The following is a 26,406-nucleotide window of genomic DNA, read 5'->3' as shown; positions in this document are numbered from 1 at the left end:
AATGTCGATAAAAAAAATATGTGTAGTTGTAACAGCAAGACCTTCCTACAGTAGAATAAAAACAGCTTTAACAGCCATAAAAAATCACCCTAAATTAGAGTTGCAATTGGTAATTGCAGGTTCTGCATTATTAGGGAGATATGGAAATGCGGTTGATTTTATAGAAAATGATGGTTTTAAAATCGATGAAAAAGTGTTTATGGTTTTAGAAGGAGAAAATCCAACTTCCATGGCAAAAACGACGGGTTTAGGTGTTATGGAATTGGCAAATGTTTTTTACAGATTGCAACCAGATGCAGTAGTAACTATTGCAGATCGTTTTGAAACAATTGCAACAAGTATTGCAGCTTCTTATCAAAATATTCCGTTAATACACATTCAAGGAGGAGAGGTTACAGGAAATATCGACGAAAAAGTACGTCATGCAAATACGAAATTAGCAGACTTACATTTGGTAGCATCAGAAGAAGCAAAAGAAAGGGTTTTAAAAATGGGCGAAAATCCGGCAACGGTTTTTAATACAGGTTGTCCATCTATAGATTTAGCTTCAGAAATTAAGCAAAATCCGAATTTAGATTTTGATCCTATAGAAAAATATGGAGGAGTTGGAGCAAATGTAAATTGGAAAGAAAAAGGTTATATTGTGGTAATGCAACACCCTGTTACTACAGAATATGCTTCTGCAAGAAAAGATGTAGAACAAACATTGCAAGCAGTTCACGAATTGGATATTCCTACTTTTTGGTTTTGGCCGAATGTAGATGCTGGTTCAGATGGAACTTCAAACGGAATTAGAACTTTTAGAGAAATTAAAAAGCCAGAGAATATTCATTTCTTTAAGAATATGGAACCAAAGGATTTTTTAAAATTATTAGTAAATAGTAAATGTCTAATTGGTAATTCTAGTGCTGGTATTCGTGAATGTTCTTATTTAGGAGTTCCTGTTGTAAATATTGGAAGTCGTCAAAATAGAAGACAAAGAGGTAATAACGTGTTAAACTCTACTTACGATAAAAGTGAAATTATAAAAGCAATAAAAAACAGAATTTCATCGAAAAATATCACTTCTTCAACTATTTATGGAGATGGAAAATCTGGAGAGAGAATAGCCAATATTTTGGCAGAAACAACCTTAAGTTTTCACAAAACAATAACTTATTAATGAAAATTTTAGGAATTATACCTGCAAGAGGAGGTTCTAAAGGAGTTCCTCGTAAAAATATTAAATTATTGGGTGAGAAACCATTGATAGCATACACAGCTGAAGTTGCTTTAAAAAGTAAATTTATAGATACCCTAATCGTAAGCTCAGAAGATAAACAAATTATAGAAGCTGCTAAATCTTTAGGAATCGAAGTTCCATTTAAAAGACCAAATGAATTAGCTTTAGATACTACACCAACTTTACCTGTTATTTTACATGCTTTAGATTTTTATAAAAATCAAGATATTTATTTTGATGCAGTTTGTTTGTTGCAAACTACTAGTCCTTTTAGAACTGTTGAGTTTTTAGATAAAGCAATACAAACTTTTATTGAAAAAGATACAGATTCTTTAATTTCAGTTCAAGAAGTTCCTCACGAGTATAATCCTCACTGGGTCTTTGAGCAAGATAATTTGGGAAATTTAAAAATTGCAACAGGTGAAAAACAAATTATTTCTAGAAGACAAGATTTACCAAAAGCATTTCATAGAGATGGAAGCATTTACATTACTAAAACGAATGTTCTATTAGAACAAAATTCTTTATTTGGAAATAGTACTTCTTACATAGAATCTCCAAAAGAATGGTATGTGAATATTGATACCATAGAAGATTGGGTAAAAGCAGAAAAAATAGCTAAAATAAAGTTTTAATTTATGTGCGGTATAGCAGGTATCATTGGAGATATTACAAATAATGATTTAATTCATTCTATGGCTGCTGCACAAAGTCACAGAGGTCCAGATTACACTGGATTCTGGAAAAATGAGAACATCTCATTAGCACACAATCGATTGTCAATAATAGATTTAGAGGCACATTCAAATCAACCTTTAGTAAGTAATTGTGGCAATTATATTCTTGTTTTTAACGGAGAAATTTATAATTACATAGAATTAAAAAAAGAACTCAATTATAACTTTAAAACAAATTCAGATACAGAAGTTTTATTAGCTGCTTATATAGAATGGGGTAAAAAATGTCTGCATAAATTAAATGGGATGTTCTCGTTTGCCATTTGGGATGTTAAAAAAGAAACATTATTCGCTGCCAGAGATCGCTTTGGAGTAAAACCTTTTTTTTATACTAAAATTGATAATAAACTTATTTTTTCTTCAGAAATCAAGGCTATTCATGCCTATGGAATAAATAAAACTCCTAATAAAAAAGTTTGGGCAAATTACTTTGCATTTGGTAGTTATGGAATGCCAAACGAAACTTTTTGGAAAGATATTTCTCAATTATCTGGAGGACATTATCTAGAATATTCCAATAAGAACCTAAAAGTTGAAAAATGGTATTTCTTTGAAAAAGAGATTAAAAAATACCAAAAAAAATATACTTACGAAGAAGTAAAAACGAAGTACACTAATCTTTTAAAACAAAGTATTCGTTTGCGTTTTAGAGCAGACGTTGCTGTAGGTTTTAACTTGAGTGGAGGTTTAGATAGTTCTGCATTATTAACGTTTGTGAATCAGCAAGAAAATAGCGAGAATATAAAAGCATTTACTTTTTATACGAATGATAAAAGATATGACGAATTACCTTGGGTAGAAGAAATGATTTCGATTACAAATAATCCTTTAGTTAAAGTACTACTAAAATCAGATGAAGTAGAAAACTTAAGCAAAAAAGTAGCTTACCATCAAGATGAACCTTTTGGAGGGATACCAACTTTAGCGTATGCCAAAATTTTTGAACAAGCAAGAAAAGAAAATATTTTGGTTTTGTTGGATGGACAAGGAATGGATGAGCAATGGGCAGGTTATGATTATTATCTTAAAAACGAAAATACAAATATCATCCAAGGAGTAAATAAATCACCTTTTAAAAAAGAAGTTTTATCCAAAGAATTTTTAGCATTTGCAGAAAAACCAAAGTATCCAAAGCCTTTCGAAGACGATTTGTTAAATAAACAATACAGAGATTTATTTTATACAAAAATACCAAGAGCTTTACGTTTTAATGATAGAGTTTCTATGGCAAGTAGTACAGAATTAAGAGAACCTTTTTTAGATTATAATTTAGTTGAATTTGCATTTGCACAACCTTTAGATTATAAAATTAAAAATGGAATTCAGAAAAAGGTCTTAAGAGATATTGTATCAGAATTTTTAAGTGATTCAATTACTTACGCACCCAAAAGACCTTTACAAACTCCACAAAGAGAATGGTTAGGAAATGATTTAAAAGATTTTGTTTCCAATAAATTAGATGAAATTGAAAATAGTAGTTTTTCAAATTGGTTTGATATGAATAAACTGAAAAAAGAATGGCAAAATTATTTAGAGGTAGATAACGATTCTAGTTTTCATATTTGGCAATGGTTAAGTTTGGCATTCATTTTAAAAGAGAGTTCTAATTAATGAAAAAAATCATCATCATATTACCAAGAGGTGAGTCTATAAAAAATTTTGTGTATTCTGGCATTACAGATGCATTAAGAGAAGAATATAAAATCATTTTTTTCTCTGTAGTTCCTAATGAAGATATAAAACAGTATTTAGCTACTAAGTGTGATGAGTTTTTTGAGTTAGAAGAAAACCATCAAAAAAATAAATTTGCAAATGAAATACTAAAAATTCTACAAATTGCACATTTGAACAAATTAAACTCTGTAACTGGAAATTTAAAAATCGTAAAAGACGACTTAGAAAGTAAAAAATCAATAAAATCTAATGTAGTTAGAAAAACTAGAAAGTTTGTAGCATCTTTTTTTAAATCACAAAAATCTTTAATTAAACTAACACAAAAATTTGAAAGTTCAAATTTTAATAATCCTAATGTTTTAGACTTAGAAAATACATTATTAGAGCTAAAACCAGATTTGGTATTTAATACCTCTCATATTCACAATTCAATTTCTTTAAATTTAATGTATGCTGTTAAAAAACTAAAAATAAAAACAGCTACTTTTCTTTTTTCTTGGGATAATTTAACTTCTCAAGGTAGAATGATTCCTACTTATGATATTTATTTCACTTGGAATGATAAAATAAAGAAAGACCTTTTGAGCATCTATCCAAGTATAAAAGAAGAAAGTGTATTTGTAACAGGTACACCTCAATTTGACTTTCATTTTGATAAAAATTTTATATACACAAAAGAAGAATTATATCACTTTTTAAAGATTTCTTTAGAAAAGAAAATAATTTTATATTCAACAGGAATGGCTTATTACACTCCTAAAGAGCATATAATTGTTGAAGAAATAGAAAAAGTTTTAAGAAAAATAGACAATAATCTTCAATTAGTAGTAAGAATTTACGCAAAAGACGATAATACAGCTTATTATAAATTAAGAGAGTCGAACCCAAATATTTGTATTCCAAATCATTTTTGGGAACTCAATCATTTAACTCCAACTCTAAAAGATATTAAGTTGTTTAACAGTTTATTAAACCATTGCTCTATTGGTATTAATGTGGCTTCTACAGTATCTTTAGATTTAGCAGTTTTAAATAAACCAGTTATAAATATTGCTTTTAACCCACCAAATGAAAATATATATCCTAACGATTATGAGAAGATTTACGAATTTGATCATTACAAACCAATCGTAAAGAGTGAAGCCATAAGTTTAGTGAAAAATATAGATGATTTACAAAATCATATTCAAAAATATTTAAATGATGCTACTTATTTAGAAAAAGAGAGAAAAAAATTGGTAAACTCATTTTTCGGCGATGAATTAACAAAGGATAAAAAACATACATTTGTTCAAATATTCAATTCAATTTTAAATTAAATAAAAATTTGCAAATTACTTTAGTTGTTTTTAATGATATAAATAATGTTAAGTGGGAATTTGGAATTAAAAAAGTCATTTCTTATGAAACAAAAACTTTATTGAATACTATAGAGAGTATTTCAAAATTAGAAGCGACTCATGTTTTATTTTGGGATTTATCTATCGGGAATTTGCCCAATAAACATCAGTTAGAAAAAACGATAAAATCTAAAGGTAATTTATGGCATATTGGGTCTAAAATTGGTTTAAGAAATAAACCATTTCTGTTAGATGCTATTCAGCCAACAAGTATGTTGCATTTGTCAATTGATAATAAAATTAATCACAGTTCTTGGAAAAATACTTTCAAAGGATGTTTAATTGAAAAACAGGTTTTAAAAAATATTAGTTTGTCTAAATATTCAGAATCCATAGACATCTTAGGGTTAGATTTTGGTTATAAAGCGATGAAATCTGGAATAGTTACAAGATATTCAGCGATTTTATCAGAAGATGTTACTGATAAAAAAGCATCGTTAAAATTAAAGGAAGAGCTATTATTTATCAGAAATAATTTTGATACAAAAGCTTTCGTGTGGACATACATCACAAATTTATTTAAAATTTCACCAATTTCATTTTACAAAGCGTTTTCAAAAAATGAAAATTTAGCACTAAAGGTGTTTGAGCATTCTAAAGAAGAAGATGTTTTAGTAAATAAAGATATTTCTACTTCAATAATTATTGCAACTTTAGAACGCTATGGAGTTTTAAAAAACGAGTTAAAAGAATTACAGGAATTAAATCCTGCTCCAAAAGAAATTATTATTGTAGATCAAACTCCAAAAGAAAAGAGAAACACTGAGTTTTTAAAAGAGTTTTCAAGCCTACCAATTATTTATTTAGAGACAAACAAAATAGGGCAATGTTCTGCAAGAAATCTAGGAATTAAAACAGCAAAAAGTAAATTTATTTGGTTTTTAGATGACGATATGGAAGAAATTCCTACAAATTATCTACAAAAACATTTAGAAACAATTTACAGTCTAGAGGCAGATATTTCATGTGGAGTTCCAGATGAGATAGGTACAAATTATATCAATAGAGACATTCCAAAGATAGAATTGTCTGATGGTTTTCCAACAAACGATGTTTTAGTTAAAAGAGATGTATTACTTGAAGTTGGTGGTTTTGACGAAAAAATGAATCAATTGCAAAGCGAAGATGAAGAGTTGGGGTTAAGATGTGTAAAACAAGGCGCTTTAAGTGTAAAAAATAATCAGTTAAGAATAGTTCATTTAAGAGCAAATAGAGGTGGTTTAAGAAACCATAAAGTTAGAAAAATAACTTTTGCTTCATCTAGAAAAAAATTATTTGAAAGACGTTTGTTACACTTTTCTGAAATTTATTTATGTTTAAAACATTTTAATAACAAACAGGTGTATAATAAGCTGCTATTAAATATTAGAGGAACCTTTATTGTAAATGGAAATATTTTTAAAAAAAGTATTAAGATTTTGTTAGGTATCATTTTTTTACCTTTAACTCTATTTAAATTATTTAAAAGATACAAAACTGCTAAAAAAACATATTATGAATAAAATATACCCAAGTATACCAACTCCAAAATTTAAAAATTTATTTTTTTTTGAATTAAATGGTTGGATAGGAAGAAACTTTTTTAAAAGAAAAGGAAATATTAATAAAATCCCTAAATCAAAACCCATTTATTTAGATATTGGATCTGGTAGAAATTATAAAGAAGGTTGGGTTCATGTAGACTTTTATAAAACAAGATTAAGAAAATTTTGGAAAAAGTATACAGGACATAACCCAGATATAGAAACTGATTTAAGACAACCATTATTTTGCGATAATAATATTATAGATGGTATATATTCAGGACATACATTAGAGCATCTACATTTTAACGAAGCATATAAGCTTTTAGAGGAATGTTTTAGAGTATTAAAGCCTGGGGCTTGGTTAAGAATTAATGTGCCAGATTTAAAACGAGTTATAGATTTTTATAATGGAAAAATTGAAATTAATCATTTTAAATATAAAGCTGAAGCAATAGCGCACTTAACCCAAAATCATGGTCATGTATCAGTTTGGGATGAAGAACTTTTAACAGCAGCATTAAATATTGTAGGCTTTAAGAATATAAAAAAAGTAAAGTTTGGTGTAGAAGGTACAAATCAATTTCTTATTAAAGAAGAAGAGTATAGAAGAGAAGAAACTCTCGTAATTGAAGCGCAAAAACCTCATTCATAATATTTTGAAAATTTTACAAGTAATAGATAAATTAGATGTTGGTGGGGCAGAACGTATTTTTGTCAATATAACAAACCTTTTGTATGCGGAAAACATAAACGTATCTGTTTTAACTTTTTCTAAAAAAGGTATATTACAAAAAGAAATAAATAAAAAAATAAATATTGAAAAATACCAAAGACTATCAAAGTTTAGCATTAATGATGCTAAAAAATTATCAATTATTATAAATAATTATGATATTGTACATGTGCACATGCGTCATGTGTTTAGGTATGTAAAATTAGTAGCATTCTTATTTAAAACCAAATCAAAAATTATTTTACATGATCACTCTAGTGATTTTGATAAAATCCCTTTTTTATTAAATTCGATTTTAAGACCTAAATATTATATTGGTGTTTCAAAAGAGTTGATTAATTGGGGTAAAACAAAACTTAAAGTTAAAAATGAACACTGTTTTTTATTACAAAATACTGTTGTAAAAATAAATGAGACTAATATAAATACTAAAAAAAATGGTGCTGTTTTAGTTGGCAACATAAAACCAGATAAAAATCAATTATTCGCAATTCAATTAATAGCAAAATTAAATTTAGAATTAGTGATTTTTGGAAAAATTCAAGATCATAATTATTATTTAACTTTAGTAAAGGAAATAGAAAATTTAAAGTTAAAAGAAAAAGTTACTTTTGTTCATGATGAAACAAATGTTCAAAAAGAATTAAAAAAATTTAAGTTTGCTTTAAACACCTCTAAAAAAGAAAGTGGGCCACTAGTTTTAATAGAATTTCTAGCACAGTCACTTCCTTTTATTAGCTACAAAACAGGAGAGATAAGTGAAGTTTTAGAAAATGATTTACCAGACTATTTTATTAATAATTTTAATGAAGATAAATGGTTAGAAAAAATTAATTTCTTAAAAAAATCTAAATATGATTTAGAATCAATTTATCAAGCAAAATTTTCTCCAAACATATATATTAAAAAATGCCTGTCAATATACCAGAAAATAAAAAATTATTAGTTGTATCAGACACAAGTATGGTTAAAGATAGCAATGGTTATGTAAATGCTTTTGGTCCTGTAGTTGTAGAGTTAAATAATCTTTTATTAGAATTTGATGAAATAACTTGGATTGGATTTAATAGAAAAAATGAGTTGAACAACAAATCATTTATAAAAATAAATGATAATAAAATAAAACCAATTTTATTAAAAGGTGTTGGTGGTAAAACTTTTTTAGATAAGTTAAATATTATTTTTGCTTATCCAAAAATGGCTTTAATTATTTTAAAACACATTTCTAAACATACCTATATACACTCTAGGGCACCTTCAAACCCAAGTATAATTGTAATGTTTTATTCTCTATTTTTTTCAAAAAAAATATTTTGGCATAAATATGCTGGAACTTGGGTAGAAAAAGCCTCTTTTTTTTATAAATTACAAAGATTATTTTTGTCTAACTTAAAAATGAATAGTGTCATAACTATTAATGGAAACTTTTCAGAGAAAAAAAATATTTTACCCTTTGAAAACCCATGTTTAGATACTGTTGATAGGGATTTAGGAGCACAAATAGTTGAGAATAAAAATTTAAAAAATAAAATAAATTTTTGTTTTGTTGGCGCACTAACATCTAAAAAAGGGGTTAATGATATTATAAGTGCTTTTAAAAATATAAAATCATCTAAAATTGGAGAAATACATTTTGTAGGAGATGGTCCTTGTCTAGAAAAATATATTGAGGAATCAAAAGATATTAAGTACAAATTATTTTTTCATGGTTATTTAGCAAAAAAACAAATAAAAGATATATATATAAAATCACACTTTATTTTGTTACCTTCTCAAAGTGAGGGTTTTCCTAAAGTTATAGGAGAAGCAATGAATTATGGAACGATTCCAATAGTATCTAATATTTCTTGTATAGATCAATATATTCAAAATAATAAAAATGGATATTTATTAGAAAAACCTTTTGGTATAAGTTTAATTAATAAGATTGAAGAAAGTTTAAAATTGGAAGAAAAAACATTTTTGAATTGGATAAAATTTAATTACAAACTTTCAGAAAAATTCACCTATACATACTACAATAAAAGAATAAAAAAAGAAATTTTTAATATCGAATAAAACTAATTTATATTTTGATTAATAAAATTATAGATAACAAATTATTATTTATAGGTATTCATATAGTAATAGGATATTTAGCAACGTTACCCTGGTTTCCAAAACCATTTGGACTAGGGGTAATTGCATTTTGTGTTTTTTTGGTTGTAAAAACTAAAAATAGAAATGAAGAAGCTTTTTTACTAGCAATGTATGTTGCTGGAGCAGAGGTTTTTATTCGAATGATAAAAGGTTTCGTTTTTTACGAAACTGGAAAATATAGTGTTATTCTTTTACTTTTTTTAGGTATTTTTTTAGGGAAGTTCAAACAAAAATTTGCAATTCAGTACTTATTTTATTTACTATTACTTTCTTTGGGAATTGTTTTTACTCAAGTTCCAGAAGGAGAATCTATAAGAAATGCAATAGTATTTAATTTAAGTGGACCTGTTGTTTTAGGAATAGCCGCATTATATTTTTATAAAAGACCAATTCAAAAAGAACAAGTTTTAAGTGCTCTGTATTTTATGATTTTACCAATTTTCTCAATGGTAACTTTTCTTTACTTTAGAACTCCAGATATCAGAGAAATTGTTTTTGGTGGAGGAGCAAATTTTCAAACATCAGGAGGTTTTGGCCCAAATCAAGTTGCTACCGCAATTGGAGCAGGTATATTTATAATTGTTGTATTTATACTATTAAAAGTAAAATTTACCGGATTTTTAATTTTAGATATTCTTTTTTTAGCATATTTTATTTATAGAGGTTTACTTACATTTTCAAGAGGTGGTATCATTACAGGATTTGCTGCTATTATATTCTTTTCTTTTTTCTTTTTTTTACACAAAAACGGCTCACTAAAAGTGTTCTTTAATTACTTTTTAATGGGAGGTTTATTTCTTTTTGTTATTTGGGTTTATACTTCTAATATTACAGGAGGTATGTTAGAGAATAGGTATGCAGGTAAAAATGCCAAAGGTGTTGAAAAAAAAGACATAACTTCTGGAAGACTAGATATTATAGAAGAGCAATTTAAGAGCTTTTTTGTTTCTCCATTAGGTATTGGAGTAGGGAATGGAAAGTTTAAAAGACAATTGAGCCAAGAACACGTAACAGCTGCTTCTCATAATGAAGTTGGAAGACTGGTTGAAGAACATGGTATAATAGGTTTTATAATTCTTATAGGTCTTATGTTTATTCCAATGATAAATTTTATTTTTTTTGATAATTTACAAAGAGCATTTATTATTTCTTTTTATTTATTTTGGTTTTTAACAGTTAATCATTCCGCTATGAGAATTGCATTTCCAGGACTAATTTATGCTTTAAGTTTAATAAAAATTAAAGATAATGATTACAATACCGATATAGAAAATGAGTAGAACTATTTTATATATAGGAAATAACTTAAGTAAACAATCAAATTATAAAACTACTTTAGAAACATTAAGTTCATTATTAATCAAAGAAAAATATACTTTAATACTATCATCAAATAAAAAGAATAAGGTTCTTAGATTATTAGACATGATTTTTACTTTATTGATGCAAAAAAAAAAATTAAACTACGTTTTAATTGATACTTTTAGTACAAAAAATTTTTATTTTGCATTTATAATTTCTCAGTTATGTAGATTCTATAAGATTAAATATTTACCTATATTACATGGAGGCAATTTACCTTTTAGATTAGATAAATCCTCAAAAACATCAAAATTAATCTTTAGTAATTCATATAAAAATGTAGCGCCTTCAAATTACTTAAAAAGTGAATTTGAAAAAAGAGGTTATGATGCAATATATATTCCTAATACTTTAGAAATAGAAAAGTATATATTTAAAAAAAGAGAACAAATAAAACCAAATTTATTATGGGTAAGGTCTTTTAAAGAGTTGTATAATCCTACTTTAGCAATAGAAGTTTTATTTTTAATTAAAAAAGAGTTTCCATCGGCAAAATTATGTATGGTTGGACCAGAAATTGATAATTCTTTTAATGAAACGAAAAAAATGGTAAATGAATATGATTTAAATGACTCAGTAAAATTCACAGGTGTACTTCCATCGTATAAATGGCATAAAGTTTCAGAATTGTATGATGTTTTTATAAATACAACAAACTTTGATAATACTCCAATTAGTGTTATGGAAGCAATGGCTTTAGGGTTAACAATCGTCTCTACAAATGCTGGTGGTATGCCTTATTTAATAAACAATTACGAAGATGGTATTTTAGTTGAAAAAGGGAATCCAAAACAAATGGCAGATGAAATTATTAACATAATTAAGTTGAATAATACAAATTTATCATCAAAGGCCAGGGAAAAAGTTGAAAACTTTAGTTGGGATGTTGTTAGAGAAAAATGGTTAGATATTTTAAAATAGAATTTTATGTATAATCAGTTTTTAGAAAACATAATAATTCCTTTAGGTGATTTTTTTAATAACTCTAGTTTTAAAAAAGATTTGATTAAGTGGAGAAATATTGATAAATCAAGTATTTTAGAACTGGAAGAACTTCAAAAAAATAATTTATCTAAAATTTTAACTCATGCTGTTAATAAAACAAAAGTTTATAATAATATTAACTTAGTAGGAAATAATCCTTACAATTGGCTTAACGAGTTCCCCATTTTAACGAAAGAAAAATTAAAAACTCATACAAAAGAACTAATTACCGAAAATTATAACGATTTAACTAAAATATCAAGTAGTGGATCCTCTGGAGTTAGCTCATCAGTTTATATGAACTCTAAAGACTTATCAACCCTTAGAGCAGGTTTAATACATTGGTGGGAATGGTATGGTTATAAAATAGGAAATCCGATAATTCAAACAGGTATATCTCCAAATAGAGGTTTTTTAAAAAGAATTAAAGATTATTTATTTAGAACAACTTACGTAAGTGCTTTCGCACATTCAGAAGAACAAATAATTACAATTTTAAATAATATAAAAAATAAAAAACATTATATATTGGTTGGTTATGCATCCTCATTAAATGTATTTGCAAACACAGCTAAAAAATATAATTTAAATACACAGTTTAAATCTGTAATAAGTTTAGGTGACAAATTATTTAATCATTACAGGAAAAATATACAACAACAATTTAAATGTAAAGTTTTTGATACATACGGTTCTGCAGAAGGTTTTTTAATAGGAGCAGAGTTTGATTTACCTTATATGTATATTTTATCTCCTCAGTGCTATGTAGAAATTTTAGACGATAATAATATACCAGTACCAAATGGTGTTATGGGTAATATTGTAGTAACGAGATTAGACGGTTTTGCAATGCCTTTAATTAGATATAAAATAGGCGATTTAGGTATTCTTTTACCTAAAGAAAAATATCCAAAAAATAAAAAATTCAATTATCCATTATTACAACAAATTATTGGAAGAAATACAGATGTAATAAAAACAAAAAATGGAAAAACCTTAATAGTACATTCTTTTACAGGTATATTTGAATATATAAGTGAAATTGAACAATTTAAAGTAATACAGAAAAACTTAGACGGAATTCTCATAGAATATATAAAGGCAGAAGGATTTAATAAAAACATACTACAAAATATTACAGATAAATTGCAAGCATCTATTCAAGACAATTCATTTAAAATAAAATTTAAAGAGGTTGATAGTATTTCTCCTTCAAACTCTGGAAAACCTCAGATCATAAAATCATATTTATAAATATAATGAATAAGATAAAAACAATCTGGATTGTGAATCAAACTGCTGGAAATTTGGAGTCTGGTTGGGGAGAAAGGCATTTTTTTTTAAGTAAGCACTGGGTTAAAAAGGGATATAAAGTTATAATTATTTCTGGCTCTTACAATCATCTTTTTTTAAAACAACCCAAAATTTCTAATAAGTGGTTTACAGTAGAAAGTGTAGATAAAGGTATAGACTTCTGTTGGGTTAAAACCCCAAAATATTCTGGAACAGGCTTTATGAAAATAATAAGTAACTTCGTTTTTACATTTAAGTTATTTTTTTTAGGAACTAAAATTTTAACAAAGCCTGATGTAGTTATAGTATCGTCAATGCCAATTTTTCCCATTTTAAACGGTGTATTTTTCAAATATAAGTTTAAAGTTAAAAAATTAATTTTTGAAATTAGAGACTTATGGCCTTTAACGCCTATGCATTTAAAAGGGTATTCTAAGTATCATCCATTTATTATATTTCTTAGTTTTTTTGAGAAATATGCGTATAATAAAGCAGGTGAGATTGTATCATTATTACCAAATACTAAAGATTATATAAATACTATAACAAAAAGTAATAAAGAGGTTCATTATATTCCAAATGGTATTGATGTTAATTTAATTTCGAACGATAATATTTCTGAAGAAACCATAAATTTAATTCCAAAAAATAAATTTATAATTGGTTACGCAGGCACAATTGGATTAGCAAATGCCATGGAGTTTTTTGTTGAAGCTTCTAAATTAGTGACTAATGATGACATTCATTTTTTAATTGTTGGAGATGGATACTTAAAAGAAAAATTAAAAAGAAGCGTTACAAATTCTTCAAATATTACTTTTATTGATAAAATTTCTAAATCCAAGGTTCAAAATTTGCTTAGCTATTTTGATGTTTGTTACTTAGGAAGATATAAATCACCTTTATATCATTATGGAGTTTCCTATAACAAGTATTTTGATTATATGCTCGCAAAGAAACCCATTTTAGAATCTTCAGAATACATAAAAGATCAAGTAGAGTTATCTAATTGTGGTATAATTGTACCTCCAGAATCTCCAAAAGATATTGTAAACGGTATTCTAAAACTTTATGATATGAAAGAAGAAAAACGAATAGAAATGGGAGAAAAAGGTTACGTTTTCGTAAAAAAATATCACAGCTATTTATATCTCAGTAATTTATATGAGAAAATTTTTTAAGATAAATAGTTAAGAGAACTATTTAAATTTATTTACACAAAAATAAATTAATTAATTATATTATTTTTGTTTGATTAAAATCCCTCTCATTGAATATATTATTAAAATAAATGAACCAAAAAAAATATTTTAATCTGTCCGAGAGAAAATTTTTATTAAGAGTTATAGATGCTTTTATCATATTATTAAGTTTATATTTTTCTTTTCAATTTTTAGACTTTAGTTATTTTAATTTTAATAATGAAAATTTAATAAAATGGATATTACTATTATTTACTTACTACTTAATTTTTGGTGAAATTTTTCAACTTTTTAATTTAAACATTTCTAACAACAGGTATTTAGTAGTTAGAAGTATTGTTGTAACCACATTTGCAACTGTTATTTTTTACATATTTACGCCATACATTTCTCCAGTTTTACCTAATAATCGTTTACAAATCGTATATTTTTTCTTGGTTTTAACCATACCTGTAATAGTTTGGAGGTTTATTTACATATCTGTAATTTTTTCTCCAAAATACTTTAAAACCGTTGTTTTTGTTGGTAAAAAAGAGCGTATAGAAAAAATGGTGCGTAACATTTATAATGATAATTTTCACAACTTAATTTCATATTACTCAGATAAAGAAATAGAAGGTGTCAAAGGTTATAAAAACATTGAAACTACTAAAATTTCAGATTGTTTAGATGGTTTACCTGTTAATGAATTAATTGTTTCTAGAGAAGGGTTTTCCGAAAATTATATAGCTGATTTAAACAAAGAGCTCATTTTATTATTTAAAAAAGGAATTAACATAGTTGGTTTTGCTAGTTTTTATGAAGAAGTTAACTCAAGAATACCAAAAGGTTATTTAGCTACAAATTTTTATGAATACTTAAATTTTAGTAAAAATAATACAAACAGATTTTATTTGTTTGGTTTAAGGGTGGTTGATATTTTAGTATCAATAGTTGGTATTTTAGTTTTTATATGTATCTCTCCAATTATTATCATTGGTAATTTAATTGGCAATAGAGGCAGCATTTTTTATACACAAACTAGAGTAGGGCAAAATGGCAATCATTTTAAAATTTTCAAACTTCGCTCTATGGTGAAAAATGCTGAAAAAGATGGCGCAGTTTGGGCACAAAAAAATGATATACGAATAACTTCTTTTGGTAAGTTTTTAAGACATACTCGTTTAGATGAAGTACCACAATTTTTTAATATTCTTAAAGGAGAAATGAGCATTATTGGTCCAAGACCAGAAAGACCAGAATTTGTAAAAGATTTAGAAGAGAAAATACCCTTTTATGCAATCCGTCATGTTGTAAGACCAGGTTTAACAGGTTGGGCTCAAGTAAATTACCCTTATGCAAACACTATTGAGGAGCAAGAAACAAAACTTAGGTACGATTTGTATTATATCAAAGAAAGAAATGCTTTCTTGGACTTTAAAATTTTAATTAAAACAATAACTACTGTTTTATTTTATAGAGGGCAATAAACTATAGTATAAATAGCAATACCTAACAAAAAGCAACATCAATAAAGGAATTATTGCAATTGGAAAAATCTGTACTTTTAAAACCCATAATATTAGAATTACTACAAGAAAAAGTAAAAGAGCTAAAATATATGTTCGGATCCAAATTTTTGCTTTGTTTTTTAATAGCAAAAATGCAACGAAAATGTTTGGTAAGAAAGCCCACAAAATATTAAAGTTATTGGGTGCAGTTTTGTGAGATGAAAAGAACCATAAATAGGTAAGTATTAATCCTACAAAACCTGTAATGAAAAATATTAGAAAATCTAACGATTTTGTTCTTTTTCTATTTTTAAAATCTTTGAAAGTGATAAAAATCACTATAAATAACAATAAAATAAAAACATTTAAAGGACTAAAAATTGTTGAATTTGAAATAGCTTTCTCTTCAAAATTCAGTAAAACATCTTCTCTTACTACCAAATTTACATGCCCATTATTTCTTGTTGTTTTTCCATTTTCAAAAACTTTATGCAAATAATCAGGCAAATAAGTATATTCTAATTGATTTCTTTCAAAATCTAAAATGGTACCAGCTATTAAGTTTATACCAAAATTTCCCCAAGTGTTCCAGTAAATTTCTTGGTTCATTAATTCTCGTAGTGTTTTACCGTTTTCTATATTCGAAACATCAAAAACTACTTTATTTTTTAATATACTTTTTGTGATATCTTTTAGCTTTGTGGAGCAATTATTAAAAAAAGGATCGTACAAATATGTAGCATTTGCTGGTTTTGCATTGTTTTCTAAATAATTAAAAAAATCTCTTTTTTCATCAATGTTTAAATTTAAAACTTGTTGTTTTAACCATCTTTTATCTTTTTTATAACTTGCTAAAAAATACTTAAAGTCATACCTAGCCAATAAATAATACATTTTTCCTTGAGCGAAATTTGTATAAAAGTTAGGTGCATCAAAATCAAAAATTCCGTAATTGTAAATAATATCTAAATTTAAAACAGGGTCTTTAATTCTTATGGCAGAATGTCCGAATTTTTCATATAATTCATTTCCAGGTCCAGCAGTAACAATAGAAATTTCAGAATATACAGAAAGTTTTACTTGAGACTGAATATTGTAACAAGTAGCAAAAAATAAAAAAAGTAGCAGTAATTTTTTATTCATAAAAAATTAAGGTCTTAAAAAATTATAATCAAAAGTAATTGAAAAAATATTAGAGTACAGAGCGTTTCCAACACTTCCTATATTGGTAAGTGCATAATCTACTTGAATACCTCTGTAATTAAAACCAACCCCAAAATTAGGTTGCAAGGATAGTGATTTGGAATTATCGAATTGAGTTATGTACTGAAAGTTTCCAACTCCAGCTCGCAAATAAACAATTCTATCATAATCTAATTGAAAACCTATTGCAGGATCTATACTTGCTACTTCAGATGAAAAAATATCATTAGTTCTCGCAAAACGAACATTTAAATCAATTTCTGATAGTAAATTAAAAAAACGTCCAATTCTAAACTCTCGAGCTACGCCAACTTGTAATTTAGGTTTTGTAATTTCTGTGGTTTGTGGTAATTCTTGATTTTCACCAGGAATGGCATCTTTGATTTTGTTATATTCTTCTTCATTAATTGCCCAACTATTAAAAGTTGTAGTAATATCTCTAACCATAACTCCAAAATTCCAATTATTCCTGTCAAATTGAATTCCAGCATCGAAACCAAATCCCCATGAAGAAGCAAATTTACCAATCGTTCTTCGAACAATTTTTGCATTTACACCAAATTTTAAATCTTTAAAAATTAAATTCCGAGCATAAGCAAGATTAAAAGCATAATCTGCAGCAGAAAATAGGCTAATTCTGTTATAATCTATATTTCCTTCGCTATCTATTAACTCTGTTGTATTTAAAATATCATCAACACCAAAACGAATGATAGACATACCAAAAGTACTTTGTTTATCAATTGGCATTGCAAAAGCTGCATGATTGTAATTTGCGATTCCTGCAAAATATGAAGCATGCATTAAAGAGCCTTGATAGTCTTCAATACCAACCAAACCAGCAGGATTCCAGTAAATTGCATTTACATTATTTGTGGTTGCAACTACAGATTTACTCATGCCTAAAGCACCAGCATCTACACCAATAGTTAAAAATTCGTTGGAATAATTTCTAAAAGCTTGTGCGTTTAAAAGTGATGTTATTAATAAAAAAAAGAGTAAAAATCTATTTTTCAAAAGGACTATTTTTATGCAAACAAATATCTGAAAATACTATTAAAATAACAGTTCTTTTGCAAAGTTATTGTTTAAGAAAGTGAGATCTGGATATTTTCCTCTATAAATCTTGCAATTCTTTGTTCTAACCAAGTGTTTTCTTGTGGTTTAAATGAAGTCATAAAGCCAACATGACCTCCAAATTTTGGTATTTCTAAATAAAAATTATCGTTTTTTAACGCTTCTTTTCTTGGGTAACAATCTGCTGATAAAAAGGTGTCATCAGTAGCATTTATTAATAAAGTAGGTCTATCAATTTTAGATAAATATGGCTTAGAACTTGCTTTTTTCCAATAATCTTCAGGACTTTCAAACCCAAAAACAGGAACTGTGTATAAGTATTCTAAATGTTTAAATTTTGTGGCTTTAAACAACTTGTCTTTATCTAATTTATAATCTGGAAATTTATGTGATTTTTCTAACAGTTTGTTTTTCATGGTTTTAAAAAATAATTCCATGTATAATTTATTTTTCAATTTTTCCATTTCAATTTCTGCAGAAGCAATATCTATTGGAACAGAAGTAGCAATTCCTCCCTTAATTTCTGAAGGCAGATTTTGATTGTTTTCTCCTAAATATTTCAATGTTAAATTTCCACCTAAACTAAAACCTACTAGTACGATGTTTTCATAATTGTAATTCTTCAACAAAAACTCAATTACAAATTTTACATCTTCTGTTTTACCACTGTGATAGGTGGCTAAAAGTAAATTGTCTTCTCCACTACAACCTCTTAAATTAAAACAAACAGTGTCTATTCCTTTAGAATTTAGGTAGTTGGAGTTTGAAGCCATATATTTAGACTCTGAGCTTCCTTCTAGACCATGAATTAAAACTGCCAATGTTTTTGAGCCAACCAATGAAAAATCTAAATCAATAAAATCAGCATCCCAAGTTGTAATTCTTTGACGTTTATAATCACACGTATCTTTCATAAAAAGTGGTCTGTACATGGTATTAAAATGACCGTTTTTAAAAGGTAAAGTAGGAGAGAAGTCCGAATTTAATATTGGCATTACAGTAGTTTTTGGCTGTTGATTTTTTAAATGTACATAAAAAATCATAAAATTAGAAAACTACCAAAATAGGATTTCTTATTTTAGCTTTATAATAAAAATTATAGATGAAAAAACACATTCCTAACTTATTAACGCTTGGTAATCTTTTTTGTGGAGTTCTTGCAACTATTTTTGCTGTTGAAGGTAATTTTAATGCTGCTGGTTTTTTAGTAGTTTTGGGTATTTTCTTTGACTTTTTTGATGGATTTGCTGCACGTTTATTAAACGTTTCTGGAGAATTAGGAAAACAGTTAGATTCTTTAGCAGATATGGTTACAAGTGGGGTTGTTCCTGGAATTATAATGTTTAAACTAATCTATAAAAGCACTTATGTGTATTATGAACCTTTAAATTTAGATACATCCATTTCTTTAAATGATATTTATACATATATCTGTTTACTAGGTTTATTATTAACCTTAGGTGCATGTTACAGATTGGCAAAATTTAATATTGATACAAGACAATCAGATTCTTTTATAGGTTTGCCAACACCAGCCATGAGTTTGTTTGTAATTTCTTTACCATTAATTCAGGAATATTCTAGTATAGATTTTGTTCAAAATTTAATTGATAACAACTATTTTTTAATTGCAATAACATTATTATTAACGTATTTAATGAATGCAGAAATTCCATTATTTTCATTGAAATTCAAAGAGTATTCTTTTAAAAATAATGTGATAAAGTATTTATTTTTATTGATTTCTTTAGTGATGATTATTACCCTTCAATATTTATCAATTCCTTTAATTATAACACTTTATGTGATTTTATCAATAATTAGTAATTATGGAAAAAAAGCCACAGTTTAAATCGGTTCGAAGTTTTATTGGTGCAAAGAATTTCGATGAATCTCGCAATTTTTATCAAGATTTAGGTTTCTTTGAACTCGTTTTATCAGAAAACATGTCTTATTTTAAGATTGATGAAAATCTGGGTTTTTATCTTCAAAAAGCATATGTAAAAGATTGGGTAGATAATTCTATGTTATTTCTTGAAGTAGAGGATTTAGAAGAATATTTATCAATATTAAAATCTAAAGAACTAACAAAAAAATATTCGAATGTTAGGTTGTCCGAAATTGTGGTAAACGATTGGGGAAATGAGTTTTTCCTACACGATCCATCAGGAATCTTGTGGCATATAGGAAATTTCAATTAGTTCTCATTTCTACTTTGTGGAGAAATCTCAAGATTTACAAATAACGATTCTAATTATTAAAAAAACGACTCTTTTTCAACTCGAAATCTTTTCCTAAATAAACTTTACGAACCATTTCGTCTGCAGCTAATTCTTCTGGAGTTCCTTCCTTTAAAATTCCTCCATTGTACATTAAATAGGTTTTATCTGTAATTGCCAAAGTTGCTTGCACGTCATGATCTGTAATTAAAATACCAATATTTTTGTTTTTTAATTGTGCTACAATACTTTGTATATCTTCTACAGCAATAGGGTCTACACCTGCAAAAGGTTCATCTAACAAAATAAAATTTGGGTCAGAAGCCAAACAACGCGCAATTTCTGTTCTACGTCTTTCTCCTCCAGATAATAAATCTCCTCTGTTTTTGCGAACGTGACCAATATTAAATTCTTCTATTAAAGATTCTAGTTTTATTTTTTGTTCTTTTTTAGACAATCCAGTAAATTGGAGTACAGACATAATATTGTCTTCTACAGATAATTTTCTAAAAACAGATGCTTCTTGAGCCAAATAACCAATTCCTTTTTGTGCACGTTTGTACATGGCATCTTCAGTTATTTCTTCATCATTCAAATAAATATGACCTGCATTTGGTTTTACCATTCCAACAATCATATAGAAAGAAGTTGTTTTTCCAGCTCCATTTGGACCTAATAATCCAATGATTTCACCTTGTTGAACTTCCAAAGAAATTCCTTTTACAACTTTTCTGCTTCCGTAAATTTTTTGAATGTTATCTGCTCTTAAAATCATTTTTTACGCGTAATTGTTAAAATGTGTAATTGTTTAATCGTATTCATTCGAATAGAGTAAAAGTAAAAAATAAAATTAGGTTACTTCTTAATTTGCTCACAAACTTGCTTAAAATTACACGATTATACTTGCTTCTTAAAAGTATTATAATAAAGAGTTTCGTTTGCATCCATTAAAAAAACAAATGATTTCTTTTCTAAATGATTGATGATTTAAGACTTTTCATTTAAATATTGAAACTGTTTGTTACTGAAAACTAAAAAACCTACTCCTCAAGTGCCTCCCAATATTCTACAGCTTTTCTTAAATGCGGTATTACTATAGTACCACCAATTAAGTTGGCAATAGACATTGTTTCCATCATTTCTTCTGTTGAAACACCGTTTTTCTTTGCAGCCTCTAAATGATATTTTACACAATCATCACATCTTAAAACTGCTGACGCTACTAAACCTAATAACTCTTTGGTTTTTACTGGTAAATGACCTGCTGCAAAGGCATTTGTATCTAAATTAAAAATTCTTTTAATAACTTTATTATCAGCCGCTAAAATTTTACCGTTCATTTTTTCACGGTAATCATTAAACTCTTGGACTTTTTTGTGCATTTTTTTGTTGTTTTTTTATAACCATTTTCGAAACTTTAATACTTATTTCATATAAAATAAGTATTGGAATTGCCACAATTACTTGACTTGCAATATCTGGAGGCGTAATAATTGCTGCTAAAATTAAAACGATTACTAACGCATGTTTTCTGTATTTTTTTAAAAACTCTGGAGTAATTAAACCAATTTTTGTTAAAAAATAAACCAAAACAGGTAATTCAAAAAGAATTGAAACACCTAATAACATATTGGTAACAAGTCCAATATGAGAATCCATAGTGAAGTTGTTTTGAATTAAATCTGTAATTTGGTAATTGTACAAAAAGTGTATTGATATTGGTGCAATTACGTAAAAGCTAAATGCAATTCCGCAGAAAAAAAGAAATGATGCTACGAATATAAATCCTTTAGAGCTTTTAATTTCTTTATCTGTTAAGCCTGGTGAAATAAATCGCCAAATTTCCCATAATAAGTAAGGAAAAGATAAAATGATTCCTAAGATTAATGAAGACCAAATAGCATTCATTAATTGTTGTGTTGGTTTTAAACTGATTAGATTGTCTTTAAATTGAACATTACAAAAAGTACTATCCATTCCAAAAAACTGAAAAAAATCACAAAATATTTGATAAGTTATAAAGTCAGATTTTCTGTGAGCTAATAAAAAATGTTCGTAAACTTCTTTTTGAAATATAAATAATAAAATTGCAATTATAAATATGGCAGATGCACTTCTTACCAAATGCCACCTTAATTCTTCTAAATGTCCTAAGAAAGACATTTCTTTTTGTTTTGTAGCCATTAGAAAATTCCTTCTTTAATTAAGTCATGTAAGTGAACAACACCTACATAATTATTATTATCATCAACCACCAAAATCTGCGTAATGTTATTAGTTTCCAATTTGTCTAAAGCTTCAATAGCCATAGCATTTGTATGAATTGTTTTTGGGTTAGAACCCATAATATCTTTTGCAGTAAAATTGCTGAAATCAGTTGTTTTTGTTAACATTCTACGAATATCACCATCTGTAATAATTCCAATCAATTCATTTTTATTTAAAACAGCAGTAACTCCTAAGCGTTTTTCAGAAATTTCTACAATTACCTTTGCAACAGAATCATTTTGTTCAACTTTTGGAGTTGCATTATTTTTAATTAAGTCAGATACTCTTAAATACAAACGTTTACCTAATGCACCTCCTGGATGGTATTTTGCAAAATCTCTACTTGTAAATCCTCTTAATTCTTGTAAACAAACAGCTAAAGCATCACCCATAACTAACTGTGCTGTAGTACTAGTTGTTGGTGCTAAATTATTAGGACAAGCTTCTTTTTCAACAAATGTATTTAAAGGGAAATCAGAATTTTTACCTAAAAAAGACTCAATATTTCCTGTAATAGCAATTATTTTATTACCATAATTTTTTATCAATGGAACAAGTACCTTTATTTCTGGTGTGTTACCACTTTTAGAAATACAAATTACTACGTCATTTTCTTGTACATTACCCAAATCGCCATGAATGGCATCTGCAGCGTGCATAAAAATTGCGGGTGTTCCTGTAGAGTTAAATGTAGCTACTATTTTAGTTGCAATGTTTGCACTTTTTCCAATTCCTGTTACAATTACTCTTCCATTTGAATTTAGTATAAAATTAACAGCGTCTTCGAAATGAGTATCTAATAAGTTTGCTAAATTGGCTATAGCTTTACTTTCAGTTAAAATAGTCTCTTTTGCGATAGAAATTATAGATTTCGAATTTTTCAAGTATATTGTATTTTATCAGAATAAAAAAAAGTTATATCTTTAAGATATGTAAAACAAGACAAATTTACTATAAAATTTAGTCACAGCAAATAGAATAATCATTTGTATTTTGTTTTAATTTTAATAATTATAGATTTTTAGATTACATGGATTTACATAGTCCTTTAAAAAAGTTTTTTGGTTTTAGTAAATTTAAAGGTTTACAAGAACAGGTTATAAAAAGTATTGTAAACAATGAGAATACGTTTGTTATTATGCCAACAGGTGGTGGTAAATCTCTTTGTTATCAATTACCAGCGTTAATGAAAGAAGGAACTGCTATTGTAGTTTCACCATTAATTGCATTGATGAAAAATCAAGTAGATGCTATAAGAGGTATTTCTGAAAACGATGGTGTTGCACATGTTTTAAATTCTTCATTAAATAAAAGCGAAGTTGCTCAAGTAAAGGAAGATATTACTAATGGAATTACAAAACTACTTTACGTTGCACCAGAATCTTTAATAAAAGAAGAATATGTTACTTTTTTACGTACACAAAAAATTTCTTTTGTGGCAATTGATGAAGCGCATTGTATTTCAGAATGGGGGCATGATTTTAGACCAGAATACAGAAATTTACGACATATAATTAAAGCAATAGATAATGTTCCTGTAATTTGCTTAACGGCAACTGCAACAGAAAAAGTACAAGAAGATATTTTAAAAACTTTAGGTATAACAGATGCAAACAGGTTTAAAGCATCTTTTAACAGAGCTAATTTGTTTTATGAAGTTCGACCAAAAACGTCAGATGTAGAAAAAGATATTATTCGCTTTGTAAAACAACGAATAGGAAAATCTGGAATTATTTATTGTTTGAGTAGGAAAAAAGTAGAAGAAATTGCTCAAATTTTACAAGTAAACGGAATTAATGCAGTACCATATCACGCAGGTTTAGATGCTAAAACTAGAGTAAAGCATCAAGATATGTTTCTAATGGAAGATTGTGATGTGGTGGTAGCAACTATTGCCTTTGGTATGGGAATAGACAAACCAGATGTACGTTATGTAATTCACCATGACATTCCAAAAAGTTTAGAAAGTTATTATCAAGAAACTGGTAGAGCAGGACGTGATGATGGTGAAGGGTATTGTTTGGCTTTTTACTCATATAAAGATATTGAGAAGCTAGAAAAATTTATGGCAAGCAAACCTGTTGCAGAACAAGAAATTGGGCACGCACTTTTACAAGAAGTTGTTGGTTATGCAGAAACTTCTATGAACAGACGTAAATATTTGTTGCATTATTTTGGTGAAGAATTTGATGAAGTGAATGGTGAAGGAGCTGATATGGATGACAATTCTAGAAATCCAAAGAAAAAGCACGAAGCAAAAGACGATGTAGTAAAATTATTATCTGTAATTAGAGATACTCTTCAAAAATACAAAGCAAAAGAAGTTGTAAATACAATTATTGGTAAAGAAAATGCATTGTTAACTTCTCATAAAACACATTTGCAACCTTATTTTGGTATTGGAAAAGACAAATCTGCAGCTTATTGGATGGCGCTCATTCGTCAAATATTAGTGGTGAATTTTATTAGAAAAGAAATAGAACAATATGGTGTCATAAAATTAGATAAAGAAGGAGAAAAGTTTTTAGACAATCCAACTTCTTTTATGATGACAGAAGATCATACTTATTCTGAAGAAAATGACAATACCATAATTACAAATTCAAAATCAAGTGTTGCTGTTGATGAAACTTTGGTAAAACTATTAAAAGATTTAAGAAAAAAAGTAGCTTTAAAATCGTCAGTACCACCATTTGCAGTTTTTCAAGATCCATCTATTGATGATATGGCTTTAAAATATCCAATAAATTTAGATGAACTATCTAAAGTTCATGGTGTTGGAGAAGGTAAAGCAAGAAAATTTGGAAAAGAATTTGTAAAATTGATTAATACTTACGTAGAAGAAAATGATATTTTAAGACCAGATGATTTAATCGTTAAAAGTACAGGAACTAATTCGGGTTTAAAATTATACATAATTCAAAATACCGATAGAAAGTTACCGTTAGAAGACATTGCAAAATCAAAAGGTAAAGAAATGTCTGATTTGATTAAAGAAATGGAGGCAATTATTTACTCTGGAACCAAATTAAATATTGATTATGCTTTAGATGATTTATTAGACGAAGATCAGCAAGAAGAAATTCACGAATATTTTATGGAGGCAGAATCTGACAGTATTCAAGAAGCTTTAGACGAATTTGATGGTGATTATGACGAAGAAGAATTACGTTTGATGCGAATTAAATTTATTAATGAAGTTGGTAATTAAAATTGATACTTCTTATCAATAGCATATTTAACCAATTCACTACCTGAAGACAAATCTAGTTTTCGAATCATGTTTTTACGATGCGTATCAATAGTAGTTTTAGCTAAAAACAAACTTTCTGCTATTTCTTTAGATGTTTTTCCGTTTGCAATTAAATGTAGTATTTCTTTTTCTCTGTTTGATAACAAAACCTTGTCAGATTTTCCAATGGTTACATTATCATTTACATAACCGTTCATAAAATTAAATGCCACATTAGGATCAAAAAATGTTTCACCATTTGAAACTGAGCTGATTGCTTTAGAAAGCATTTTTATACCAGAATTTTTTAAAATATAACCATTTGCACCTGCATTTAACATTTGTTTGATAGCATCTGGTTGGTCAAACATTGTCATTGCTAAAATATGAATGTGTGGAAACTGTTTTTTTATAATTTTAGCAGCTTCAATTCCATCCATTTTTGGCATTCTAATATCTGTAATAATTAACTTTGGTTGTTTTAAAGTAACTAATTTAACCAAATCTTCTCCATTGTTTACAGTACCAATAATATTGATGTTTTCATCATACTCAAAAAAAGATTTTACACCATCAATTAACATTTGATGATCTTCTGCCATTACAACTGTTATCATAACCTATTATTTATTTCAAAAATAACTT

At 27.1% G+C, this 26,406-nt stretch carries 24 protein-coding genes; 16 read left to right on the top strand and 8 right to left on the bottom strand.

Going from position 1 to position 26,406, the window contains the following annotated elements; translation table 11 throughout:
* Nucleotide 1 precedes the first annotated feature (1 nt).
* From neuC to FDT66_RS05035, 13 genes are all read left to right on the top strand, one after another.
* On the top strand, nucleotides 2-1,162 hold the full coding sequence (gene neuC / locus FDT66_RS05095; RefSeq protein ID WP_138535072.1) for a UDP-N-acetylglucosamine 2-epimerase: 1,161 nt from the start codon (nucleotides 2-4) through the stop codon (nucleotides 1,160-1,162).
* Nucleotides 1,162-1,857, top strand: coding sequence for an acylneuraminate cytidylyltransferase family protein (locus FDT66_RS05090; RefSeq protein ID WP_138535071.1), 696 nt, complete (start codon nucleotides 1,162-1,164; stop codon nucleotides 1,855-1,857). The genes neuC and FDT66_RS05090 overlap by 1 nt, the downstream gene beginning before the upstream one ends.
* Nucleotides 1,858-1,860: 3 nt before the next feature.
* Complete coding sequence (gene asnB / locus FDT66_RS05085) at nucleotides 1,861-3,570, top strand: asparagine synthase (glutamine-hydrolyzing) (protein WP_138535070.1); 1,710 nt, start codon at nucleotides 1,861-1,863, stop codon at nucleotides 3,568-3,570.
* Complete coding sequence (locus FDT66_RS05080) at nucleotides 3,570-4,952, top strand: hypothetical protein (RefSeq protein ID WP_138535069.1); 1,383 nt, start codon at nucleotides 3,570-3,572, stop codon at nucleotides 4,950-4,952. Before asnB ends, FDT66_RS05080 begins: the two co-directional genes overlap by 1 nt.
* Before the next feature lie 8 nt (nucleotides 4,953-4,960).
* Nucleotides 4,961-6,535 (top strand): glycosyltransferase family 2 protein, encoded by a 1,575-nt coding sequence (locus tag FDT66_RS05075; protein WP_138535068.1) that lies wholly within the window; start codon nucleotides 4,961-4,963, stop codon nucleotides 6,533-6,535.
* A complete protein-coding gene (locus FDT66_RS05070; RefSeq protein ID WP_138535067.1) occupies nucleotides 6,528-7,211 on the top strand; it encodes a class I SAM-dependent methyltransferase in 684 nt (227 codons plus the stop codon). Before FDT66_RS05075 ends, FDT66_RS05070 begins: the two co-directional genes overlap by 8 nt.
* Before the next feature lie 4 nt (nucleotides 7,212-7,215).
* Complete coding sequence (locus FDT66_RS05065; protein ID WP_171032320.1) at nucleotides 7,216-8,238, top strand: glycosyltransferase; 1,023 nt, start codon at nucleotides 7,216-7,218, stop codon at nucleotides 8,236-8,238.
* The gene (locus FDT66_RS05060) at nucleotides 8,202-9,350 is read left to right on the top strand and encodes a glycosyltransferase (protein ID WP_138535065.1); all 1,149 of its coding nucleotides are present in this window, start codon (nucleotides 8,202-8,204) and stop codon (nucleotides 9,348-9,350) included. The genes FDT66_RS05065 and FDT66_RS05060 overlap by 37 nt, the downstream gene beginning before the upstream one ends.
* A 14-nt stretch (nucleotides 9,351-9,364) precedes the next feature.
* The gene (locus FDT66_RS05055) at nucleotides 9,365-10,711 is read left to right on the top strand and encodes an O-antigen ligase family protein (protein ID WP_138535064.1); all 1,347 of its coding nucleotides are present in this window, start codon (nucleotides 9,365-9,367) and stop codon (nucleotides 10,709-10,711) included.
* Nucleotides 10,704-11,714: a glycosyltransferase family 4 protein gene (locus FDT66_RS05050; protein ID WP_138535063.1), complete on the top strand. Its 1,011-nt coding sequence runs from the start codon at nucleotides 10,704-10,706 to the stop codon at nucleotides 11,712-11,714. The genes FDT66_RS05055 and FDT66_RS05050 overlap by 8 nt, the downstream gene beginning before the upstream one ends.
* Before the next feature lie 6 nt (nucleotides 11,715-11,720).
* On the top strand, nucleotides 11,721-13,031 hold the full coding sequence (locus FDT66_RS05045; protein ID WP_138535062.1) for a phenylacetate--CoA ligase family protein: 1,311 nt from the start codon (nucleotides 11,721-11,723) through the stop codon (nucleotides 13,029-13,031).
* 5 nt (nucleotides 13,032-13,036) lie between these two features.
* Complete coding sequence (locus tag FDT66_RS05040; RefSeq protein WP_138535061.1) at nucleotides 13,037-14,251, top strand: glycosyltransferase family 4 protein; 1,215 nt, start codon at nucleotides 13,037-13,039, stop codon at nucleotides 14,249-14,251.
* Between the two features lie 110 nt (nucleotides 14,252-14,361).
* Entirely contained in the window at nucleotides 14,362-15,741 is a 1,380-nt protein-coding gene (locus FDT66_RS05035) for an exopolysaccharide biosynthesis polyprenyl glycosylphosphotransferase (protein ID WP_138535060.1), read from the top strand.
* Here the strand turns inward: FDT66_RS05035 and FDT66_RS05030 are convergent.
* The 3 genes from FDT66_RS05030 to FDT66_RS05020 all read right to left on the bottom strand — a co-directional run bounded on the left by FDT66_RS05030 (nucleotide 15,721) and on the right by FDT66_RS05020 (nucleotide 19,037).
* Nucleotides 15,721-16,905: a lipoprotein N-acyltransferase Lnb domain-containing protein gene (locus tag FDT66_RS05030; RefSeq protein ID WP_138535059.1), complete on the bottom strand. Its 1,185-nt coding sequence runs from the start codon at nucleotides 16,903-16,905 to the stop codon at nucleotides 15,721-15,723. The genes FDT66_RS05035 and FDT66_RS05030 overlap by 21 nt on opposite strands.
* Nucleotides 16,906-16,911: 6 nt before the next feature.
* Nucleotides 16,912-17,982, bottom strand: coding sequence for a putative type IX sorting system protein PorV2 (locus FDT66_RS05025; RefSeq protein WP_171032319.1), 1,071 nt, complete (start codon nucleotides 17,980-17,982; stop codon nucleotides 16,912-16,914).
* Between the two features lie 71 nt (nucleotides 17,983-18,053).
* Nucleotides 18,054-19,037 (bottom strand): YheT family hydrolase, encoded by a 984-nt coding sequence (locus FDT66_RS05020; protein WP_138535057.1) that lies wholly within the window; start codon nucleotides 19,035-19,037, stop codon nucleotides 18,054-18,056.
* 107 nt (nucleotides 19,038-19,144) lie between these two features.
* Here FDT66_RS05020 and FDT66_RS05015 point away from each other — a divergent pair, with 107 nt between their 5' ends.
* Together FDT66_RS05015 and FDT66_RS05010 are read left to right on the top strand one after the other, a co-directional pair.
* A complete protein-coding gene (locus tag FDT66_RS05015) occupies nucleotides 19,145-19,894 on the top strand; it encodes a CDP-alcohol phosphatidyltransferase family protein (protein ID WP_138535056.1) in 750 nt (249 codons plus the stop codon).
* On the top strand, nucleotides 19,872-20,243 hold the full coding sequence (locus tag FDT66_RS05010) for a VOC family protein (RefSeq protein ID WP_138535055.1): 372 nt from the start codon (nucleotides 19,872-19,874) through the stop codon (nucleotides 20,241-20,243). The genes FDT66_RS05015 and FDT66_RS05010 overlap by 23 nt, the downstream gene beginning before the upstream one ends.
* Nucleotides 20,244-20,292: 49 nt before the next feature.
* Here the strand turns inward: FDT66_RS05010 and lptB are convergent, their stop codons facing one another.
* The 4 genes from lptB to FDT66_RS04990 form a co-directional block, all read right to left on the bottom strand.
* Nucleotides 20,293-21,036, bottom strand: a complete 744-nt coding sequence (gene lptB / locus FDT66_RS05005; RefSeq protein ID WP_088353357.1) for an LPS export ABC transporter ATP-binding protein — start codon at nucleotides 21,034-21,036, stop codon at nucleotides 20,293-20,295.
* A gap of 265 nt (nucleotides 21,037-21,301) precedes the next feature.
* The gene (locus FDT66_RS05000) at nucleotides 21,302-21,643 is read right to left on the bottom strand and encodes a carboxymuconolactone decarboxylase family protein (protein WP_138535054.1); all 342 of its coding nucleotides are present in this window, start codon (nucleotides 21,641-21,643) and stop codon (nucleotides 21,302-21,304) included.
* Nucleotides 21,618-22,445 (bottom strand): twin-arginine translocase subunit TatC, encoded by an 828-nt coding sequence (gene tatC, locus FDT66_RS04995; RefSeq protein WP_138535053.1) that lies wholly within the window; start codon nucleotides 22,443-22,445, stop codon nucleotides 21,618-21,620. The genes FDT66_RS05000 and tatC overlap by 26 nt, the downstream gene beginning before the upstream one ends.
* Complete coding sequence (locus tag FDT66_RS04990; protein ID WP_138535052.1) at nucleotides 22,445-23,413, bottom strand: KpsF/GutQ family sugar-phosphate isomerase; 969 nt, start codon at nucleotides 23,411-23,413, stop codon at nucleotides 22,445-22,447. Before FDT66_RS04990 ends, tatC begins: the two co-directional genes overlap by 1 nt.
* Before the next feature lie 146 nt (nucleotides 23,414-23,559).
* Between FDT66_RS04990 and FDT66_RS04985 the strand changes: the two genes are divergently transcribed.
* On the top strand, nucleotides 23,560-25,740 hold the full coding sequence (locus FDT66_RS04985; protein ID WP_138535051.1) for an ATP-dependent DNA helicase RecQ: 2,181 nt from the start codon (nucleotides 23,560-23,562) through the stop codon (nucleotides 25,738-25,740).
* Here the strand turns inward: FDT66_RS04985 and FDT66_RS04980 are convergent.
* A complete protein-coding gene (locus tag FDT66_RS04980) occupies nucleotides 25,737-26,378 on the bottom strand; it encodes a response regulator (protein ID WP_171032318.1) in 642 nt (213 codons plus the stop codon). The genes FDT66_RS04985 and FDT66_RS04980 overlap by 4 nt on opposite strands.
* Nucleotides 26,379-26,406: the final 28 nt, after the last annotated feature.

The organism is Polaribacter aestuariivivens, from assembly GCF_005885675.1.
Taxonomy (GTDB): domain Bacteria; phylum Bacteroidota; class Bacteroidia; order Flavobacteriales; family Flavobacteriaceae; genus Polaribacter; species Polaribacter aestuariivivens.
The sequence above is the reverse complement of the archived record's forward strand: the minus strand, read 5'-3'. Positions and strand labels throughout refer to the sequence as shown.

Coding starts and splice junctions, on each gene's coding strand:
- FDT66_RS05040 (WP_138535061.1), top strand. CDS start 13,037: ATGAATAAGATAAAAACAATCTGGATTGTGAATCAAACTGCTGGAAAT.
- lptB (WP_088353357.1), bottom strand. CDS start 21,036: ATGATTTTAAGAGCAGATAACATTCAAAAAATTTACGGAAGCAGAAAA.
- FDT66_RS05020 (WP_138535057.1), bottom strand. CDS start 19,037: ATGCCAATATTAAATTCGGACTTCTCTCCTACTTTACCTTTTAAAAAC.
- FDT66_RS05070 (WP_138535067.1), top strand. CDS start 6,528: ATGAATAAAATATACCCAAGTATACCAACTCCAAAATTTAAAAATTTA.
- FDT66_RS05060 (WP_138535065.1), top strand. CDS start 8,202: ATGCCTGTCAATATACCAGAAAATAAAAAATTATTAGTTGTATCAGAC.
- tatC (WP_138535053.1), bottom strand. CDS start 22,445: ATGGCTACAAAACAAAAAGAAATGTCTTTCTTAGGACATTTAGAAGAA.
- FDT66_RS05050 (WP_138535063.1), top strand. CDS start 10,704: ATGAGTAGAACTATTTTATATATAGGAAATAACTTAAGTAAACAATCA.
- FDT66_RS04980 (WP_171032318.1), bottom strand. CDS start 26,378: ATGATAACAGTTGTAATGGCAGAAGATCATCAAATGTTAATTGATGGT.
- asnB (WP_138535070.1), top strand. CDS start 1,861: ATGTGCGGTATAGCAGGTATCATTGGAGATATTACAAATAATGATTTA.
- FDT66_RS05045 (WP_138535062.1), top strand. CDS start 11,721: ATGTATAATCAGTTTTTAGAAAACATAATAATTCCTTTAGGTGATTTT.
- neuC (WP_138535072.1), top strand. CDS start 2: ATGTCGATAAAAAAAATATGTGTAGTTGTAACAGCAAGACCTTCCTAC.
- FDT66_RS05015 (WP_138535056.1), top strand. CDS start 19,145: ATGAAAAAACACATTCCTAACTTATTAACGCTTGGTAATCTTTTTTGT.
- FDT66_RS05010 (WP_138535055.1), top strand. CDS start 19,872: ATGGAAAAAAAGCCACAGTTTAAATCGGTTCGAAGTTTTATTGGTGCA.
- FDT66_RS04985 (WP_138535051.1), top strand. CDS start 23,560: ATGGATTTACATAGTCCTTTAAAAAAGTTTTTTGGTTTTAGTAAATTT.
- FDT66_RS05090 (WP_138535071.1), top strand. CDS start 1,162: ATGAAAATTTTAGGAATTATACCTGCAAGAGGAGGTTCTAAAGGAGTT.
- FDT66_RS05030 (WP_138535059.1), bottom strand. CDS start 16,905: ATGAATAAAAAATTACTGCTACTTTTTTTATTTTTTGCTACTTGTTAC.
- FDT66_RS05080 (WP_138535069.1), top strand. CDS start 3,570: ATGAAAAAAATCATCATCATATTACCAAGAGGTGAGTCTATAAAAAAT.
- FDT66_RS05035 (WP_138535060.1), top strand. CDS start 14,362: ATGAACCAAAAAAAATATTTTAATCTGTCCGAGAGAAAATTTTTATTA.
- FDT66_RS05000 (WP_138535054.1), bottom strand. CDS start 21,643: ATGCACAAAAAAGTCCAAGAGTTTAATGATTACCGTGAAAAAATGAAC.